Below are 18,713 nucleotides of genomic sequence, written 5' to 3'. Positions count from 1 at the left end.
TATCAGAGCCAAAAGTGAGCAAGGTGGCTCACTTTTAAACTAGCATTAGTGGCTCAATTTTTTATCAGCACAGTGGTCCACTTTTTGCTTGACATTCGCAATTTGACCACCAACACCTGCTACATTAACTGTTGACAAAGAACCATATTTGTTAAAAAACTATACTCTTTAACGACTCAATAAAATATTCTATCTCCCTTTTTTCGTTAAAATAGCCTAGACTTATTCTCAAAGTTCCCCCAAATTCTACAGTACCTAAAAACCTATGAACAAGGGCTGCACAGTGATAACCTGCTCTAGTTGCAATGTTAAATCTTCTATCTAAAACAAGACTTACTTCTTCCGGCCTAAAGCCTTCGACATTCATGGAAATAATCCCGATGTGACTTTCCAAATCTGAAGGAATATACAACTTAACACCTAAATTTTTTAACTCACCTACTAACTCTAAAGTTAATTTTTTCTTCTTCGAACGAATTTCCTCTATATTTTCTTTTAGCCACTTCAATGCTGCATTTAGTCCGGCTATGGCCACAATGTTAGGACTTCCTGCTTCAAACTTGCCCGGCAAATCCCTAGGCATTTCTAGATTCAAGGAATCGCTGCCGGTTCCTCCAAAAATAGCATCTTTTAAAACCCCATCTATATTAGAACAAGAGTTTATTATAAAACCACCGACTCCAAGCGGTCCATATAAATTTTTGTGTCCTGCAAAGACTGCTATGTCAACCCCTAATTCCATTAAATCAACTTCCACAAATCCCAAGGATTGGGCTGCATCTAAGATTACAACTGCACCATATTTTCGCGCAAGCTCAGCGATTTCCTTTACAGGCAGGATATAGCCCGTAACGTTGCTAACATGCGTTATAAAGACATAATCGGGTTTATGCTCCTCAAAAAGGAGCTTCGCCGCTTTTGCATCAAATTCAAAGCTTTCTTTATTAAAGGGTAGTTCGAACAATCTAGCTCCATTTTTCTGGGCAATACTGTATAAAGGTCTTAATACTGCATTATGTTCAAAGGGAGACACAAATACATTTTTAGAAATATCCCATTCGAGTCCGTTCACAATAACATTAAACGCAATAGTGGCTGATGGAGAAAACACTACGTACTGCGGTTTTTCAGTTTTTACAAGTTCTGCTAACAATTTTCTCGTCTCATCTACTATATCAGCTGATTCCCGCGCGCCTTTGTAAGAACCTCTACCCACATTAAAGCAAAGATACCTGTTCACATAATCCATCTTCTCATAAACTATAGCTGGCTTAGGATAAGTTGTAGCAGCATTGTCCAAATATACCAACTTTTCCATTTTACTATTCCTCCGAACATCAATTTAGACGTTCTTTTATTATGTCCACTAGGATATTAAGTTTTTCTTTTTCATCTATCGCGGCGCCAAACTCTACTAGTAGTTCTTCTATAGCAGTTTTTAAAACCTTTCCCGTTTCTGAAATGGGTATTTTTTCCAACATCTTATATCCCATTTCTTTATCTTCTTCACTAAAAGAAATTTTGAAAAAACCGAACGTATTTTCACTTTTTTCATTCTCCGCCAGAGTATTTACCACTTCTTTCAACCTCTCGATAAACAATCCATACGAAGAGTCATCCCAATGTGCTATATCTATACCCAGTAAAATCAATGATAAATCCGAAACAACTTTCATTTCTTCCTTCTCGCTAACTTCATCGATATATTTTAAAAATGAATTTACCGGTTCTCCGTGAAATACTTCTTTTACAGTTTTAGGCAGTAAAAAATACCATTTTTTTAGTCCCACTAAGATATTTAAATCCTGTTCAAATCCCAAGATATCTTTTATATTCTTTATCACTTCCTTAACTGTAAGCTCAAGATGTGCATCAAAAGCCTTTTTTAGTTTTTCAATTTTCACGATTGCTTCCGAGTAAGTATCACATCCTAAAACACTCAATAATTTTTTAGATATAAATTCAAAAGGATTTTGTTCGGCATTTGCTATTTCTCTTTTAAAAGATCTTATGGTCTTTTGTGCGAGTTTTTCTTCTATTATTTCGATAGCATTTGTTTTTTGCGTAAATGGAGGCAGCGAAATATACCAGGTCCTCATGGCATCGTATATTTTAAAGTATATATTTTGCTCATTATCCCTCATATAGTCTTTAAATAAGTTGGTAAGACTCTTTAAATACATCTTTTTTTCTACCGACTTGCTATCGCAAAATAAATAATACGACTCCGGCTCTTCATTTATTTTGATAAAGAGCTGTTCATCAAAATCAATTTCTTTACTGCCGAAGTAAAACACCATATCTTCAATCAGATCTCTCATCTTGTAAGCCAAGTATATGGGGATTATTCCCTTTCTCATACCATATCCTTTGCCCTGCAAAACAGAATATATCTCTCCAAAGGAAGTTTTTTCTTTAGAAGCCTTATTCATAAAAACATCTATCGCTTCTAATACCTTCCGAAGTCCAGCATCTTTACAAAATCCATCCAACAGTCCTTTATTGACTACAGCAACTTTCAATATCGTCTTTTCGGGCTTGTTGCCCTTTATTTCATCAATTTTCCCTTCAAGTAAATACTTTATGGCATTTGCCAAAGCTTTTTGCATCTGAGGGGTGAGATTATTTTTATTTACCATTTCATTTGGCACAATCGGAGTTGATTTATAAACTTCGCGACATATATCGTTTACAACATTATTTAGGTCCCTTTCATCTTCTATTTTCAACAACTCTCCTTTGTGATTATAAAAAGAACATTGTTCATATTCAAAAAGTTCATCAATATAATTTGCAATAAGATTTTCTAAATCTTCCAGCAAAAGTTCTAAATCATAGAGAAGCCCAGCATTATTTCCTTCCCTTGCCTCATTCATCAATAATTGTATGGCAACATACTCCTTTATCTCATCTAATTTGTCAAAGGAATCTTTAGGAACACAAAGCAGTATTCTTTCATCATCAATTCTTTTCACTTTTTCTATGGACCTCTGGATTTCATCCTCGTTTTGCCATAGCAGATGGATTATATATCCATCGGCTAATTTAGTTTTCCAAAGGTCCTGATATGAATCGATTCTTTCTAACTCATGAGCTTCCAAGAAAATTTTATAGAAATATCTGGTAATTTCATGTTCATCGTTATATTTCCTAGGAAAAATAAAACTCGGGCCTTTGATTTTCCCGATAACATCACCTGATTTTAAGTCTCTGCCCTTAGCTGATTTATAGAAGTTAATTCTTTCATACAAATCCCCATTGCTGGAAAGGAAAAACTCAATATATTGGGTGCTCCTTCTCTTTATGAGGACCTTTTTCTCTAACAGCGCTTCAAGGGCTCTTTCAAAGGTTTCTCTACTCATCTCCAGCGAGCACAAAAGCAATTCTTCTTTCGGCTCTAACCTTTCTAGTTCATCGACTATATAGATGACAGCAAGGGCTTTTATTATCCTTTTTTCGTTTTCGTCTTCTACCAGTGCTAAGGACTTCTGTGCTTTATTGTAAATATCGACTACTTTCTTATTAAAAATTTCTTTTCTGAAGGATATCTCGAAATAGTCAAAAAGCACATCTAGGTTAAGCAAAAAGCCTTCGTTTGGATTCCGCCTTTTTTCTATAAAATTTAGGAATCCACCTCTTTCATGGCTTGTTAAAAAAGTAAAAAGGGTCCTCTCGTTCTGAGCTACCAGTTCGCAGAGCCTCGGAAGCACAAATAAACTCACCGGATTAAAAGGAAAACATTCCTTAGCTAGATTCTTTAACCCTTCTTCATCGTAGATGTGTCTAAATAAATCCTTCACTCTAAAATAAAGGTCAGTAACTTCTTTACCGCAATTTTCCCACAGTACGTTGAATTTTAGTTCATCTTTTCTTACTACCTGTCCTATAACTTCGTACTCTTCTTTTGCCGGACTTATAAAATAAATTTCTTGGAATCTTCCTTCTACAGTTCTAAATAAATCGATCTGCACCGATTTAGCTTCCTTCAGATAGTGGTCGAAGGGCTTATGCATTATACAGGTAAACTGAATGGCTCTTTCCGTGTCCCTTTCAACCAATTCGGCCATGTCCTGGATCGTTTTTAACTGCAGTCCCACATCGCTTCTTACCTCTTCTTCGACAAATTTGCTGAACTCATCAAAAACCACGTATATCCCGTCAAAAATTCCTTCTTCGCGAAGTTTATACATAAAAGACCTATAGGTATTTATAAAATCATCATTCAACAGCGCATTAAATTGGGCTCCAGCAGTTATATCCGAATATAACTTTGTAAAATATTCATATACCTCAAAATTAAAGCTCTTTAACTCTTCTATAAAGTCCTCAACGGTAAAGTTTATCTCTGACAGCAGGCTTTCAAATTTGCAGTAAGCTTCTGGATAGTCAGCTTTCCACTTTTTTATAGTTTCTATTGCCATCTCAAAAGAAGTTGGAAATTTTAAATTTTCTAGATTCTCCCTTTCCATCGCATCCTTCAATGCAACAAGAAATGCCTGCTCGGGATTCCTGTAATTGTAATTCAATATAACGGGAAGGTAACGGATTTCTTCGGAAACAATAAAATCTATTAAATCGGCCACTTCTGAATCTATCTTTTTTATCTTCCTTTTAAGATCACTTAATATAGAAAGATCCCTATGCGGCGACAATATGTAAAGTAAAACGAGTAAAATATAAGATTTTCCCTTGCCGTACGGGCCTATCAATACATTAGCCTTTTTATCTTCTCTTTTCAAAGTGTTGAGCAATAACTTTTTTAATATATTTACATTGCTAGGTGTGGGGATAAAAGCCTTTATTTTCTTTGTATTGTCAAGATCGTACCTTATATTTACCGAGTAATGGTATAGATCTTCTATTTTTATTAAATCTTTATAATCGGTCGTTACGTTATTTTCACCGCACCTCATTTTTATAATATTCCTCCAGCACTAGAGTTTTGTCCTTCACGTTTAAATATAATGTATTCAGATGTGCAGTCCGCACTATATTTACATAATTTTTCTTCTCCAAAAATTCCATATACCGGTATACTCCGTAACCGTCCAGGTTAAAAATTCTGCTTATTCCCCTGTCGTGCAGAATCTCTTCATTCATATTAATTTCGGTCTTATCGAAAAAATCTAAAACCGCATAAAGCAAAATTAACGGATGTAAAGCATCAAAGGATGGAACCACCCGCTCGTAAATACCCCTTTTTTTGTCCTTTAACCTTAACAACCCTAACCTGCTAAAAGGAGACACTAGATTATCCTCCGGTGAAATTTCATCGATTGCTTTGTCGAGATACATTTTAATTATGCATTCGCAATCATCTTCAAGCGATTTTAGCGAATATTTTTCGGGCCTGAAAATATTTTCAAATTTACTTTTTAAAATCTCTAGAAGTTCTGCCTTCGAAAAATACTTAATATCTATCTCGTTAAAAAACAAATACCAGCTAGTGCAAAACTCCTTGTTAGCAGCAATTTTATAATGCATAAGCCATAAAGTAAAAATGTCTTCAAAGTAGGGGTCGTATTTCTCAATTAGTTCACCTAAAGGAGTTATCTTTAGACTTTTTTTGTCATTACTGTATTCAACAAGACCTGTTGCTAAAAGCCAATATTTTATGGCACCTACCATATTAGCTCCGACGCCTAAAATTTCCACAGCATCCTTTCGTGAAAATAAATTTCCTCCGTACTTCCTGATATTTTTTAATCCCTTCCTCAACCACCCTTCTCTTATATAAAAAGACCCGTGGCCTTTTAATTTATATAAAGTGCCCATGCTGTAAGTTAATCCCCTCTCTTTATCGTTAAAACTTTCCTAATGTAGCACCCACCATCGAAATAACTTATACATTTCCCGCAACGAGTGCATTTTTTTTCATCAATCCTGTAATCGTCACAAGAAACCTTTATAGCCCCAAAGTGGCATACCCCTTCACATGCTAGGCAGCCTATGCACATTTGAAATTTAGTTATCTGGGCTTCTATTTTTTGCTTGAAAATCCTGGTATTTTTTGCATTATAAAGGACAATTTTTAACTGGGTATCTCCTTCAAGCCCTTGCAGTTTCATCACTACATTCTTGTCTTCGTCTAACACGAACACTTCACCTAGAATCTCTTGTCCCATCTCAAAATTTAATTCACCAAAAGGCTTGAAGAATTCGTAAAGCTGTTTTGAGATAGGCTTTTGTAAGTCATAGTATAAAGTATTTTCGTCATTGCTGCACGGTTTAAAGGTAAGAACAGATTTTCTGCTATAATCTACGCCGCTTCCGCCCTGCCTCGCTTTCCACTTACCTTCACGCACGTAAACCTCAGCATCTTCCTTGCCTATTCTCCTGGCAAAATCAATCAAAAATTTCTCCCACTTTTCATTCATCTCGGCCATGTATATGCGCGTCAAAAATTGGGACCAGACACTGTTGTTCGGACAGCACCAGCAACCAACTCTACTATATCCCAACCTGTAGGCCTCATTAAAGTCAATGCCGTTCGCCAATATATAAAGCCATATATCAAATTCCGTCCAGTTGAATATAGGTGATACTACTACCTGTTTCAAGATTTTCGGGCTCACCGTCACATCGGAGTATTTGCTCCTGTTTACACTTTCGCCTCTTCTGATACCGTAAAAAGTGATCACCTTCTTTTTGCCTTTAAAAAGCTGGGCTATCTTTTTGTTGATGGGACCGGTTTTAAAGATGGTGCAGCACCAGCGCATGACCCGGCTAGGAGGTCCTAAAAGCTCGCACATATCAAAAAAACTAGACTCTTTGTTTTTAGCTATAATCAACGGAGTGTAAGGGTTTTTCTCCCTAAAACGGGTTATATAATCTAGTGTAAAAGGAAATTCTAAAGTTGTATCCCCAAAAATATGGATTACTTTTGGACTACCTAAAGCTTTAGTTACTAAATCGCTGACCACCGTAGAATCTTTGCCGCCGCTGAAGGATACGAACATTTCATCCAACTTGAAGCCTGAGGAGATCTTATTTATAAATTCTTTTGTTTTGAAGGCAAGTTCATCAATATGCTTTTTATTGGCATCTATGAACTTCTGTATTTCGCTTTCAAATTTCAATGTTAATCTTTCATCCAAAACTTTTAGTTCATCGGTGATTTTTTCTAATTCTTTTTCTCCAATAGCCAATAAACTCTTTTTATTGACATGTACCGCCTTTCCATCAATAAAATAGAAATTGCCTCTTGCTTCAGCCCACACAGAAGCTTCATTAAACGTTTTTCCCAATATAATTTCTAACAGACGCCTTTCTTTAGGAAATACGGGTCTTACATCGGCTGCAAGATAGGCGCCTTTTGCACCGCATAAATCGCATTTTTCTTCATAGAGGGGAATTTGGCAGTTTTTGCAATAATACAGTTTCGAAAAAGGCTTTGTCCGTCCTTTGCAGTTTGGACATTCAGAAATGTATAAGTCTATATATTTCATTCCACAATCCTGGCATACGTTTTCTATCATGTAGAATCTACCTCGTATAACAGACTAACATAGGTTTTTAGACAATAGTTCTAGATGTTCTTCATAAAATTTTCCTTCGTCTATCTGGCGGATAAAATCTAAAAATGAGCAGGTATTTCCCCTTTGCCTTCTAGTACTTCTAGTATCTTTTTTCAAAATTAGCAATTCCCTCGCACGAGTTAAAGCTACATAATACACCCTAAATTCCTCTTCCAATATTTTTTGAATTTCATATTTATGTAAATCATTATAATCTAAGTCTTCCGCTATTTGGTCATTCTCATATTTGAACAACTCATCTTTATTAAATCCTATTCTAAACTCGCTTTTTGTTTTTTCATATGTAATTAGCGGTTCGCTCTTTCCTCTAATCATCGGTTTTTCTACAAAAGGTATAATAACTATATCGAAAGCCAAACCTTTCGACTTGTGAATAGTCATTACCTTAACAAAATCCTGCTCTTCTTGGACATAAAAATCCGCATTTTCTTCCCTTTGCTCAGATAAAATCATATTGTTTAGATATTCAAAAAAAGTAACTGGATGCAGAAATTCCTGATCTCTAATATTTTTTACAAGTTCCCGCAACTTATAAAGATTGTACAGTTCCTGGTAGCGATTTGTAGTTAAATAGTATTCCTCGATAGCGGTCTCCTCTATTGCAAAGTTCAAAACCTCTATAATTGTATTTGTTCTAGCAAAAATACTTAATTCATCCAGGAATTTTTCAAAATCTTCCCTGCCTTTTGCTACAATTGCTATAAAATAATCCGTTAGTTTTGTTTCACCCCTCGTAATTTCCGATGGATAAGCAATATACTCGAAAAGCTTGCACGTACTTATAACTGAACTACAATTAAAAAACCCTTCTCCTCCGTAAATAACTGCGGGAATCGAATTATCTCTTAACTCTTTTGCTACTTTTTCTACTTGAAAATTTTCTCTGCAGAGAATTGCTATATCTGCATACTTAATTTCTTTCCCATCAAGGTCTATTAGATTCTCTTTTATTTTTCTTATCAATTCAACTATATCTAACTGTTCAATAGTTACTGCCTCTTTTAGCCTTTCGTCCGTTGCCTTCCATTTATATTTGGGCATTATTCTTTCATCAGGACCTGGAAAGACTAAGGGCCTGTAGTCTGTAAAACCTACATCCAGCGTAACTCTCACATCTGTTGAATATTTTCTAGAAAAAATTTTGTTTACAGCATCTATAATTTTGCTGTTGCTCCTGAAATTATCAACCATTTGAATAATCGAGCCACCATTATACTTTTGCGAGATAACATTCCCCATTTTTATAGAACTTTCAATATCGGCTCCTCTAAAAGCATATATAGACTGTTTTTCATCTCCGACTAGAAATACATTTACTCCTTTGTCCATCAAAATACGAACTAAATCAAACTGACTTATATTGGTGTCCTGAAACTCGTCCATAAAGATATACTTATACCGAGAAGCAAGCTTATTAGCTACAAAATCATTTTTAACAAGTTCTGCAGTATATTTTACTAGATCATTTGGTGTTACTATATCGTTTTCTTGCTTGTATCTTTCAATTCTTTCTTCAACCTTATAAAAAAGCTCTATGAAGGACTTCTTAAAACCAGGCCAAAATTCTTGTTCTTCATTTATTTTAAAATTATCTTCCCTAGTTATTCTCAAACCTTTGTTATCACAATCTTCATAAAGCTTTCTCACAAGTTTTAATAACTTATGTTCGGGCAAAGAAATCAAATATCTATCAAAAGCATACTCGCCTATTGTATCTCTTATAATCTCATTTAATTTCCACGTAACACTTTTTATCTCAAATTTAGGTGAAATCCCTATAATATATCCGTACTCCCTTAATATTTTTTCACAAAATCCATGAATCGTATCTATATTAAGCATAGATGTGAAATCCACAAATTTTCTCTTCTCTTCTTCAGACCTTAATATAAAATTTCGCGAATCTCCCATAATATTGGTAATGTGTCTCAATTTCTTTCGCTCTAGCAAATAGTCAAAATAAAGCCTTTCTATTAAGCGGTTTTTTACTTCAGATGCTGCTTTGTTGGTGAATGTTATAATAACGAAATCAGATAGAGAAGCTCCTACATCGTCGTTTAAACATTTTATAACTAATTCTATCAAAAGTTCCGTTTTACCGGTTCCAGCACCAGCCTTCAGATAAAAAGGGAATTGTATGTTTAAAATTTCTTTCTGGGTATCGGTAAGGGGGGTTCTTGCAAATTTTTCGATATAATTTCTTACGTTCAATCTTACTCCTCCCTCTTCAATTTCTCCAATTTACAAATATCTTTAATTTCACAATATGAACATCCTATTTTTTTATTTATGGGAACGAGAAGCTCATGCATTTTTAATTTAAAATCCTTCATGTCTTTATCTATTTTGTAACAGTAAAACTCCTTATATCTTCCTTTACATTCATCTTCGTCTCTTCCCTTCCATATATAATTCGATATTATTGCAAATTCTAGGTAGTTAAAAAGAGGGATTCTTATATATTCTGTCTCCTTCACAACTGATCTTAGAAAGTAATAATCGTCCACAACTTCTACGTAAAAGTTATTTATCCCTTTTTTAACTATCCTTCCTATCAACTTTGAAAGATAGCTCTTCACATACCTTTCTAACCATATAAATTTGAATTTATTATTTTCCCAAAGGAAGAACCATCTTTTTAAATTATTTTCTCCTTCTACTATAAACTTTTCTAGATCTGAATAATACTCATCATCATGAACAGTATAAACCTTATTTTTATATCTCTCTCCATGTTCTCTTAAACAATAACTAAAACAAAACCATGATGCATAGAAAGAAAGCTGATAATCATTAAAGAAACATAGATGTTTCCCGTCTTCGCAAAAATTTCGGTAATAAAATAATTTCTTGCAATACTTGTAAAATAATCTGTCTATCAGTTTTTCTTTTTTATTTAAAGAACCTTCAAATACTACTAGTTCCCCCTCATCTACACTTTCAAGTTTTCCTTTAACCTCTAAAGTACTTTCGGCTTTTACAGATAAACTGTCAATATCCATACCTTCTCTTCCTAATATCGAAGTTAGGTCTTCTAGAAAAACCGAAGGACCTAGTTCTTTTTCTCTTTCTCTTTGAGAATAAGTAAAATAAATCCTCTCTCCCGTAAAATCGAGGACGTTTTTGAAAAGATATCTCTCAAGTTTAAGGTGGTAATCTTCATCATGCATTTCCATAGGCTTTTCGCATATTCCATTTTCTTCCATTATTTCTATTATATCCTGCGAAAAAGGAAAATCTCTTTTTAGAGGTCTCGGATACTTATCATTTTCAGCCATCACAAAAAATACATATTTAAACTTATGCATGTTTTCTAAATTCACTACATTAAGATAAAGCAAATCTTCATCAACTTCTTCTAGTTCTTGTCTAAATTCCTCGATTAAAGCTATCAAGTTTTTAGCAAAAAAAGCTGCATCTGTACTAACATAAGAAGATATACTAATTTCATTCAAGGTATCTTCGATCCTCGAAATTAACTCTTCTTCAAATTCATAACCTTCTAGTCCAAAAGTACTTTTTTCTTCAAATAAGTACTTACCCACATTTTTGATATAATCCCTTATATTCATCTGAATGTCTTTCAAATCTTCCGAAATCCTTTTTAATACCTCTAATATCCCTTTCATATTCTTCAAAAAATCATCAGATATAGCCGCAAAAGGATGTCCCTTATACTGCAACAAATTCTTTTTTCCCTCTTTTATCTTTTCTAATGATTCCAGCCATGCCGAAATATCACTGCTGTTTTTAAAATATTCTTGTACCATCCTAAACTGGAAAAGATAATCGCTCCATTTTACATCATTGCCTGAGATATACTTCCAGTTCGAATATAAAATTATTTTAAACTTATCCACATCAATTCCTTTTAAAATTACTTCGCACAACTGAACTATGAACTGGGTTACAGGATAAGAAGAGACAGGTCTTTTCCTTCTTATAACATGAATTCTTTCAAAATTCTCCTTGAAAAAACTTAGTTTATCTTTAAATGAAAGCTCTGTGCCATCCTTATTTTTTACTGATGTCCTTAAAAAGTCATACTTAGAATAATAGATTTTATCTATAGAATTTAAATCTACATGTTGCCATTCTTCTTTGTGGTTTACCTTAGGATCAAGCAAAAATACGCCGTATCTTTGCAAAAGCAGATCTAACTCTTCTTCAAATTTTTCTTTGTCTACCGCATTTACTATGGCAAAATCCTTCAACAGATTCTTCAATTGCTCCTTTAGATTAACTTCAGGCTTTAAGTTCTCATTAATAATCTTATTAATAATCTCAGTAATTTTCCTTATAACGAACTTAAATTCTTCCTCTCTATTGTAAAAAGGCTCATATATCACGATAGAATCGTCTTTCTTAAGAAAGGTAGTATCTTTTAGAAAATTTTCGCGAGCAGTTTGAAGCCATGATATAGAATCATTTGTTTCAAAATTATTTAAATCATTTAGTGAATCAGTTTTCTGAGCAATGAGCTTAGTTACATCTATGTCAAAAAGTTCCTCATAATAACTCAGAATGATACTTTCTGTACTATCTAGAAGGTTTGATTTTGCCACGAGGTAAACTTCTTTTTCTAAGCTTAATGCCTTATGAATGACAAAATACTGATGATCATTAAAGAAAAGAAAACCATCGAAAAATATAAAAGCATAATTGTTTAAAATCTCGGATATCTTTTCTTTTAAAGCGACAATATACGGTTCTTTATTTTTTAATTTTTCTATGTCAACTTTTGCTATACTTGGTTTTCCATTCTTAATATCAATAAGTTCATCTTTGAAATCGTTATACAGCTGGAATATATTATAGTAAAATTCCGGATAACTTTTCTTAATTTCGTATAAAGCACTATCCTTTATTTTCTCAACTTCTTTAAACATGAAAAACTGATACAATTCAAAAAGCTCATTAACTAAAGTTTGATATAACCTCTCTTCAGAATAAAAATGTTTTATCAATTCATACAATATGGCCCTCTGGTCTATTGTAGAAATATAACCTCCTTCTTGCCGAAGCAAGTATCTCACGTAATGTGTAAATTCATCAAATGAACATAGATTGAAATCTAAATCATTTTCTTCTATTTTTCTTGTTTTGAATGCTCTAAACAGCTTTTTATCCTCATCCTGATCTAACCTGAGTTTTTTCAAATTAGCAGTTGCAGTAATGTATAAAAAGTTTTTATTGCTTTTTTCTATTTCTCTTTTTATTTCGCCGAAGTCTTCGTGACTCAATAATTTAACCTTTAGCTTTTTGTTTTTCATTTAAAATCACTCCACCTTCAAATGGGATAAAAAATTTTAAAAATTACCTTCTCTCCTAGCATTACAGCAGAATCTTCCACCACATCTATTTTATATCCCTTATATTTTTCTTTTAACTGCCTTAACTTTTCTGGAGAAATTTCAACTTCCGGAACATCTATCTTTTCTCTATACAACTTCCCGTTTAATTTATAAAGTTTCGCTAGGTTTTCATACTTCCTTTCAAGTATAAATTCATTCATATCTAGGTCAATTATATAGTTGTCATACCACTTTTTGTTTTTCTCGATATAGTATATTGGAAGCTCAACTTTGGTAACTTCTTCCAAAAATTTATTAGGATTTTCTTTTATTGCTGACAAAATCTTCTTTTCTAACTTTTTTATTACACCAACTTTATAATTTAAAAGCGGATTTTCTGAGGTCTTCTCTCTCAGTAATCTGCTCAATTCTTCCCATAATTTTTCAGCTTCAGATTCTTTTTCAACTTTAAGTACCTTTTCCACATATCCATCTAATAAATCCGCTAAATTTTCGTCAACTGCTATAGATTCTTTTAACACCTCCTGCATATATAGCAAAAGTCCTTGATTTACATCACAGACAGTTCCACCTTCTTTTATGCTCTTACCTTGCCTAGTCGTAAGCCCTATACCGCTCCCTGTCAGATTAGCACTGCCTATAATAGCTTTTTCGTCATCAAAGCAGTAAATCTTTGCATGAATCTTTAAATTTACATATACCTTCCAGCTATATTTTACAATGCTCTCTTTAAATTTAAAGTAAGAAGCACCTCTGAAGAAATCCATTAAATCAAAATTCAATACGATTATCTTTTCTACTTCTTGCTTACAATTTTGAGAAAGTAAATCATTCACAAACATGAAAGCGTCATAAGTTACATAAGCACTTACTATTAAAATCTTCCTCTTTAACGTCGGTATATATTTTTCTAGTCCATCTTTTAACACACTTATGAATTCATTCTGCATCGCTTTCTCTCCATTAACAAAGTTTTCAATCAAATCGAACTTTACCCATACCTGATAAAACTACTCCATGCCATATGCCGGTACTCATAAATGGCTGGACCACATACGGACTTACCGCATCCGGTTTTCGCACTACCGAATACACTTTCTCCACATATACTTCGCTAAAGCGTCGCGGAAGGTGAGAAAACCTCTTTATATTTGTTTCCAAAACCTTCCTTACTCCCAATACAAAGCTGTCGGACATCTTGCCTATAAGTTTTCCTTTATGATATATTCCATAAACCGGGAAAGGTCTATCGATCAAAACTATTTCCAAAGGATCTCCGGGTTTCACTTCGTTCCTTATATATATCTGGACTTCATAAGGGTCAAGCCCCTGAAAACTCCCGTCAACAAAACTCTCCTCATCAACGTCACCATCTATTCCCACTTCAAGCGAAACAAGAATTTTCCTTCCGTTCTTTTCCTGCCCAACCTCAATCCATCTCCCATTTTCCATATACAGAAAAATTAATGGATTGCTTTTCTTTCTAAACCATTTGAATTCTTTCTTCGTTTTTGAAAGCGCAAAGCACCAAATCCTTGCTTCTTTTTCAAATTCTTCTTGAAGGTTCTTTGCATCAGGCTCCAGCATATACATATACTCGAATTCTTTATTTTTTGCCTGTTCTTCAGTGCATACAACAACATGGGATATATTTTCTTCGAAAAATTCACTGGATAATCGATTATTTATTATCACATTCACCCTTACAGTTTCACAATCTAAACTGTCCCCCTTAGCTCCACAAATAAGCTTTAAAGTGCTGAAAATCTCTTCAGCTCGAAGTTCACCTGTATTGATAAAATCATCAACAGTAATTTCTCCTCGAAAACCATTCAATAAATCTGCCACCCATACGGGATAAATCCTAATTCTTTTCCAAATATCCAAACCGTGAGGAATTTGTCTTTGCCAGAGCTTCCCCGATACTTTCAAGGCTTCGCCTATATTTCTGCACAAAATCGCTGCCTTTTCATTACTATCCAACAAATTACACAATTTCCCCAGATCATTTTCAGCCGGTAATTCTTTCATCAACCCGGCTAATTTTTGAAACTTGCTTTTATCCTTTGTTTCTAAAAGCGCTTCCACTTTTGATATGTAATCCGCATAAATTCCCTTTTCTTGTCCATCGATATTTTTATAATCAGCTTTCTGCCCATTAGAAATTACTTTTGGCTTAATCTCTAAATTAATTTGTTCTTCTAAGCTTTCAGCGACCCCGGTTCTTTTTTCTATTTGTACATCAATAGAATTATCCTTAAATTGAACCTCAGGCAGAGCAGGCAATTCCATTCCAGGTTCATAATCTGGCCTGCAGGTTCTAAAATGCCTGCAATCTGTCTTATAGCATCTGCAGGCTATTTTCAGTTCATCGCCTTCTTTTATGAGACCCCAGACGATTTCATCCCTGTCACCAAGAAGGGCACAATACATGCCAAGCTCCCATTCTTTTTGCTGGATTTCAGTCAGCAAGTGGGTATAATTATCTACCGAAACATCTCCTTTAACCCATCTCAACCCCGCCAGTTCAATTAACATTGCTTTTAAATTTTTTCTGCCCCTTACTTTGCTCTGAAAAGTTTTATCAGTTCTTAAATCGCCATTTATAACATATACATTGCTGTCATAAGTCACATTAGATTTTGTAATCATCCTCATCCACCTCAAGATGCATCACAGGAAGCTCATATTCCATGCGCAAAGAGTCATATTGCCATTCTCGAACGCTTTTCTCGGATCTGTTAAGGCTTCTTGCTTTAATTCTAAGGATTAAATCCTCATCGATCCAGGCTATCACTTCGATCTTTTCCCCGAAAAATCCAAAAGCCGGAACACTCAAGTAACCAAGCGCATTACCCGTACCATCTGCAAAAACCAGATTAGCAGCAGGTGCATCTTCAACCAGGGCAAACGTTGCTGTTGAAAAATCCCCTGAATTTATATAATGACCTTTTGCGAATAGCGGATAAAGACTGCCATCGGACATAACAACTCCTACTGTCTGGGTCAGTATATGTTTACCTTCATTTATGCTCAGTCTTGCCGCCCCTCCGGCCACACTCCACTCCGGTTCACCTTCAGGATAATACTCTTTTCCTTCCCAAAATTCAGCAATACGCTCGTTAAAAGGCCTCAGGTTTACACTTCCGCCAACCATTAAAATACAGTCTAATTGGGCAATATTCATACCCGAACGTTCCAAACATTCCCCAAAGCATGAAATAGCATCATCTATAACTGGATTTATCAAAAGAGTAAATTGTTCTATATCGATAGTCTCAAAAACATCACCTAAAGGTCCATAATCTAATATCTGTATTTGAGCTGTATCATCCCAGGTCAGGTCTCTTTTAGCCTGCTCACATGCCGTCAGCATCTTATCCCTTGCTTCAGCAGGCATATCATCAAAAGAAATTTTTTGACCTGATTTCCTCACAATGCGCCTATGAATCCACTCAGCCATCAACCTGTCAATATAATCTCCAGCTTTGTTTATTCCGCCTGTAGCAAGTTCCTTTATACAGCCATTTCTATTTTCAATAACAGAAACATCAAGCGTTCCACCACCCCAGTCGAATACCCCAATTCTAGTGTTATGGCCGATTTCATTATAGTGATAGAATAATGCAGCAGTAGGTTCACTAACAAAACTTTTTACTTCTATTCCTGCCATGCGCGCTGCTTTCCGGAGTGCAGCCCGGGCAGCAGGCGAAAAACCTACTGGCACTGCAATTACCGCTTCTTTCAATTCATCGGTCCCCAGCCTTTTTTTAACTCTTTCCTTCAATCCCAGAAAGACCTGGGCCGCCACCATTTCAGGTGTCCAAATCCGCCCTGCAATCTTCCAGGTTTTATCAGTGCCAAGATATGTTTTTATAGAAGGAATAACCTCGCAGGACTCCCTCAGTTCCTCACGCCTTCTCCATGCTTCGCGTCCGCAGTATACCCTACCAGTCATACGATCAATAATAACAAGAGAAGGAAATGGATATTCATCATCCGAAAATTTCTTTACTCTTCTTTTATCCTCAATCCCGATACATGCACTGTTTGTTGTTCCAAAATCAATCCCAAACCAGAACAAACCCAATCACCCTATCACCAATCTGTTTTTTCTAAATTGATTCCTGCACCAATTAAAACCTTAAAAATTTTTTCTGTCAGGCTTTTCAGATAATCAGCTATCTGAGCATCACCTGGCCTATTTTTTGCGGTATTAAAATCTTTATAGTATCTGAATAATTTATCATAGAGTTTTCCTTTAAATTCCTCTAATACATAATTACACTCACTTTCGATACGATCTTTTAAACGCATAACTTCTTCTTCATGATGCCGCTTTTCTGCATTCAGAATCTCCTGCAATTCTGCTTTTTGTTTTTCAATGTTCACAAGTTTCTCGTTTGTTTCTCTCAGTACTGCTTGCATTTTTTCTATCTCTTTTTCTTTTTCATGTATAATTTGCCTTTCCTGCTCCAGCTGGCATCTCAAATCTTTTATTGCTTTTTTTAGATAATCATTTTCCTTTTCTATACCTTCTATGTACTTCGTTATTTTCTCCAGCCATCCTGTTACATCCTCTTTTTTTACCAAAACTTTTTCGTTTTCTTTTCCTTTCTCGATAATTTCACTGCTCTCCGGTACTTTTTTCTCACTACCTTTTAGCCGTAGTGTCTTAATCACTCCTAAATCCAAACACTTGCGCTGTAGATATTCTGGCCAATCTTTCGATACTTTTTCAATATAATCAATAACTTTTTTGCCGATAAACACCCTTTTTTGCGCTGCTAATAACCAGTCTAAAATATCACTCAATAATTCTTCATATTCTTCATTAAACTCCCCTTTTTCGACAATAGAACAGAGAACCATTGCAGAAATTGCTGAAATCTCAACTTCATCGAGCTGCCTTTTCTCAACAGGAAATTTTAAGAGATACCTGTTTTCTAAAAGTTCCTTTCGAAAGCGTTCAGTTAAAACTTTACCGGGAACTTCTTTGCCACTTTTAGTGTTCATTAAAGATATATACAAAAGAAGCTCTGTTGCTTCTTCAGTATATTCAGGTATCAATTCCTTAATAATACCAATAATTCGAAAATAGCCGGCATTACTTTTCATCTCATCGCTTCCAGTCAACTTATTAATAAGTTCTTTCCTTTGGTCCACAGAAGCTCCCTTCCAGGTAGAAATAAAAGCTTGTATCGAAACTCCAGGCGGCAGATTGGGTATTAAACCAAATGCAACTTTTACATAATCGGTACTCTGTAAGAGTGTCTCTAAACCTTTTCTAGCATTATCCTGGTCATTTTTATTGATCTTTTTATTTTTCTTATACTTTTCAACTATTTTTTCAAGTTGTTTAACTATTTCTTCCATTTTCTCTCACCTCTACAGTATTTTTTAAACATTTTATAATACTTGATTTTTCAGGCGACAGCAGAATTATATCAACTATATTTAAAAGTTTGGAAGCCGCTGCAATCTTTAAATGTTCGTCAGTAAAAGAGTTCTATTTATCCCCCCAAAACCTTTAGAGAAAATCTGTCTAATATGATAACCTTTAATAAGGAAATGGGGGTAGATGTTAATGAGTAGCAAAAACCAGTACAGTGATGAGTTTAAAGAGCAAATTATAAAATAATGTCAGGAAACAGGCAATGCAGCTACCCAAGCCCGGCGTTATAATATTTCAACTGATACTATTCATATATCAAGTGATAATCTGCTGCCGGTAATAAGAACTGATAACCGGCCGCAGTTTATGTCAGCTAAATTTGCCAAAACTTGCCAGGAATTAAAATTGATACATGAGAGAATACCCGTAAAAACTCCTAATATGAATGCACATATAGAGGCATTT

Annotated in this window: 10 protein-coding genes and 1 pseudogene; 1 reads left to right on the top strand and 10 read right to left on the bottom strand. The window is 34.7% G+C overall.

Annotated elements, in window-relative coordinates:
• Window positions 1-151: 151 nt before the first annotated feature.
• The 10 genes from BUB92_RS09380 to BUB92_RS09335 are packed head-to-tail and all read right to left on the bottom strand — an operon-like array spanning window position 152 to window position 18,229.
• On the bottom strand, window positions 152-1,318 hold the full coding sequence (locus BUB92_RS09380) for an aminotransferase class V-fold PLP-dependent enzyme (RefSeq protein WP_073093200.1): 1,167 nt from the start codon (window positions 1,316-1,318) through the stop codon (window positions 152-154).
• A 19-nt stretch (window positions 1,319-1,337) separates the two neighbouring features.
• Complete coding sequence (locus BUB92_RS09375) at window positions 1,338-4,913, bottom strand: hypothetical protein (protein ID WP_073093199.1); 3,576 nt, start codon at window positions 4,911-4,913, stop codon at window positions 1,338-1,340.
• Window positions 4,900-5,775 (bottom strand): DUF4007 family protein, encoded by an 876-nt coding sequence (locus tag BUB92_RS09370; protein WP_073093198.1) that lies wholly within the window; start codon window positions 5,773-5,775, stop codon window positions 4,900-4,902. The genes BUB92_RS09375 and BUB92_RS09370 overlap by 14 nt, the downstream gene beginning before the upstream one ends.
• An 8-nt stretch (window positions 5,776-5,783) precedes the next feature.
• The gene (locus BUB92_RS09365; RefSeq protein ID WP_084728445.1) at window positions 5,784-7,478 is read right to left on the bottom strand and encodes a phosphoadenosine phosphosulfate reductase domain-containing protein; all 1,695 of its coding nucleotides are present in this window, start codon (window positions 7,476-7,478) and stop codon (window positions 5,784-5,786) included.
• A gap of 24 nt (window positions 7,479-7,502) precedes the next feature.
• Entirely contained in the window at window positions 7,503-9,749 is a 2,247-nt protein-coding gene (locus tag BUB92_RS09360) for a UvrD-helicase domain-containing protein (protein WP_073093196.1), read from the bottom strand.
• A gap of 2 nt (window positions 9,750-9,751) precedes the next feature.
• Window positions 9,752-12,811, bottom strand: coding sequence for a PD-(D/E)XK nuclease family protein (locus tag BUB92_RS09355; RefSeq protein ID WP_073093195.1), 3,060 nt, complete (start codon window positions 12,809-12,811; stop codon window positions 9,752-9,754).
• Window positions 12,812-12,828: 17 nt separating this feature from the next.
• Window positions 12,829-13,803, bottom strand: a complete 975-nt coding sequence (locus BUB92_RS09350) for a phospholipase D family protein (RefSeq protein WP_073093193.1) — start codon at window positions 13,801-13,803, stop codon at window positions 12,829-12,831.
• Window positions 13,804-13,828: 25 nt separating this feature from the next.
• On the bottom strand, window positions 13,829-15,505 hold the full coding sequence (locus tag BUB92_RS09345) for a hypothetical protein (RefSeq protein ID WP_073093192.1): 1,677 nt from the start codon (window positions 15,503-15,505) through the stop codon (window positions 13,829-13,831).
• The gene (locus BUB92_RS09340) at window positions 15,489-16,937 is read right to left on the bottom strand and encodes an Hsp70 family protein (protein ID WP_073093191.1); all 1,449 of its coding nucleotides are present in this window, start codon (window positions 16,935-16,937) and stop codon (window positions 15,489-15,491) included. Before BUB92_RS09340 ends, BUB92_RS09345 begins: the two co-directional genes overlap by 17 nt.
• A gap of 14 nt (window positions 16,938-16,951) precedes the next feature.
• Window positions 16,952-18,229, bottom strand: coding sequence for a hypothetical protein (locus BUB92_RS09335; RefSeq protein ID WP_073093189.1), 1,278 nt, complete (start codon window positions 18,227-18,229; stop codon window positions 16,952-16,954).
• A 349-nt stretch (window positions 18,230-18,578) separates the two neighbouring features.
• Between BUB92_RS09335 and BUB92_RS11855 the strand changes: the two are divergent.
• Window positions 18,579-18,713: pseudogene (locus BUB92_RS11855) on the top strand (IS3-like element ISHahy4 family transposase); the annotation flags it as partial.

The sequence above is a fragment of the Thermosyntropha lipolytica DSM 11003 genome, from assembly GCF_900129805.1.
GTDB lineage: Bacteria > Bacillota > Syntrophomonadia > Syntrophomonadales > Syntrophomonadaceae > Thermosyntropha > Thermosyntropha lipolytica.
The sequence above is the reverse complement of the archived record's forward strand: the minus strand, read 5'-3'. Positions and strand labels throughout refer to the sequence as shown.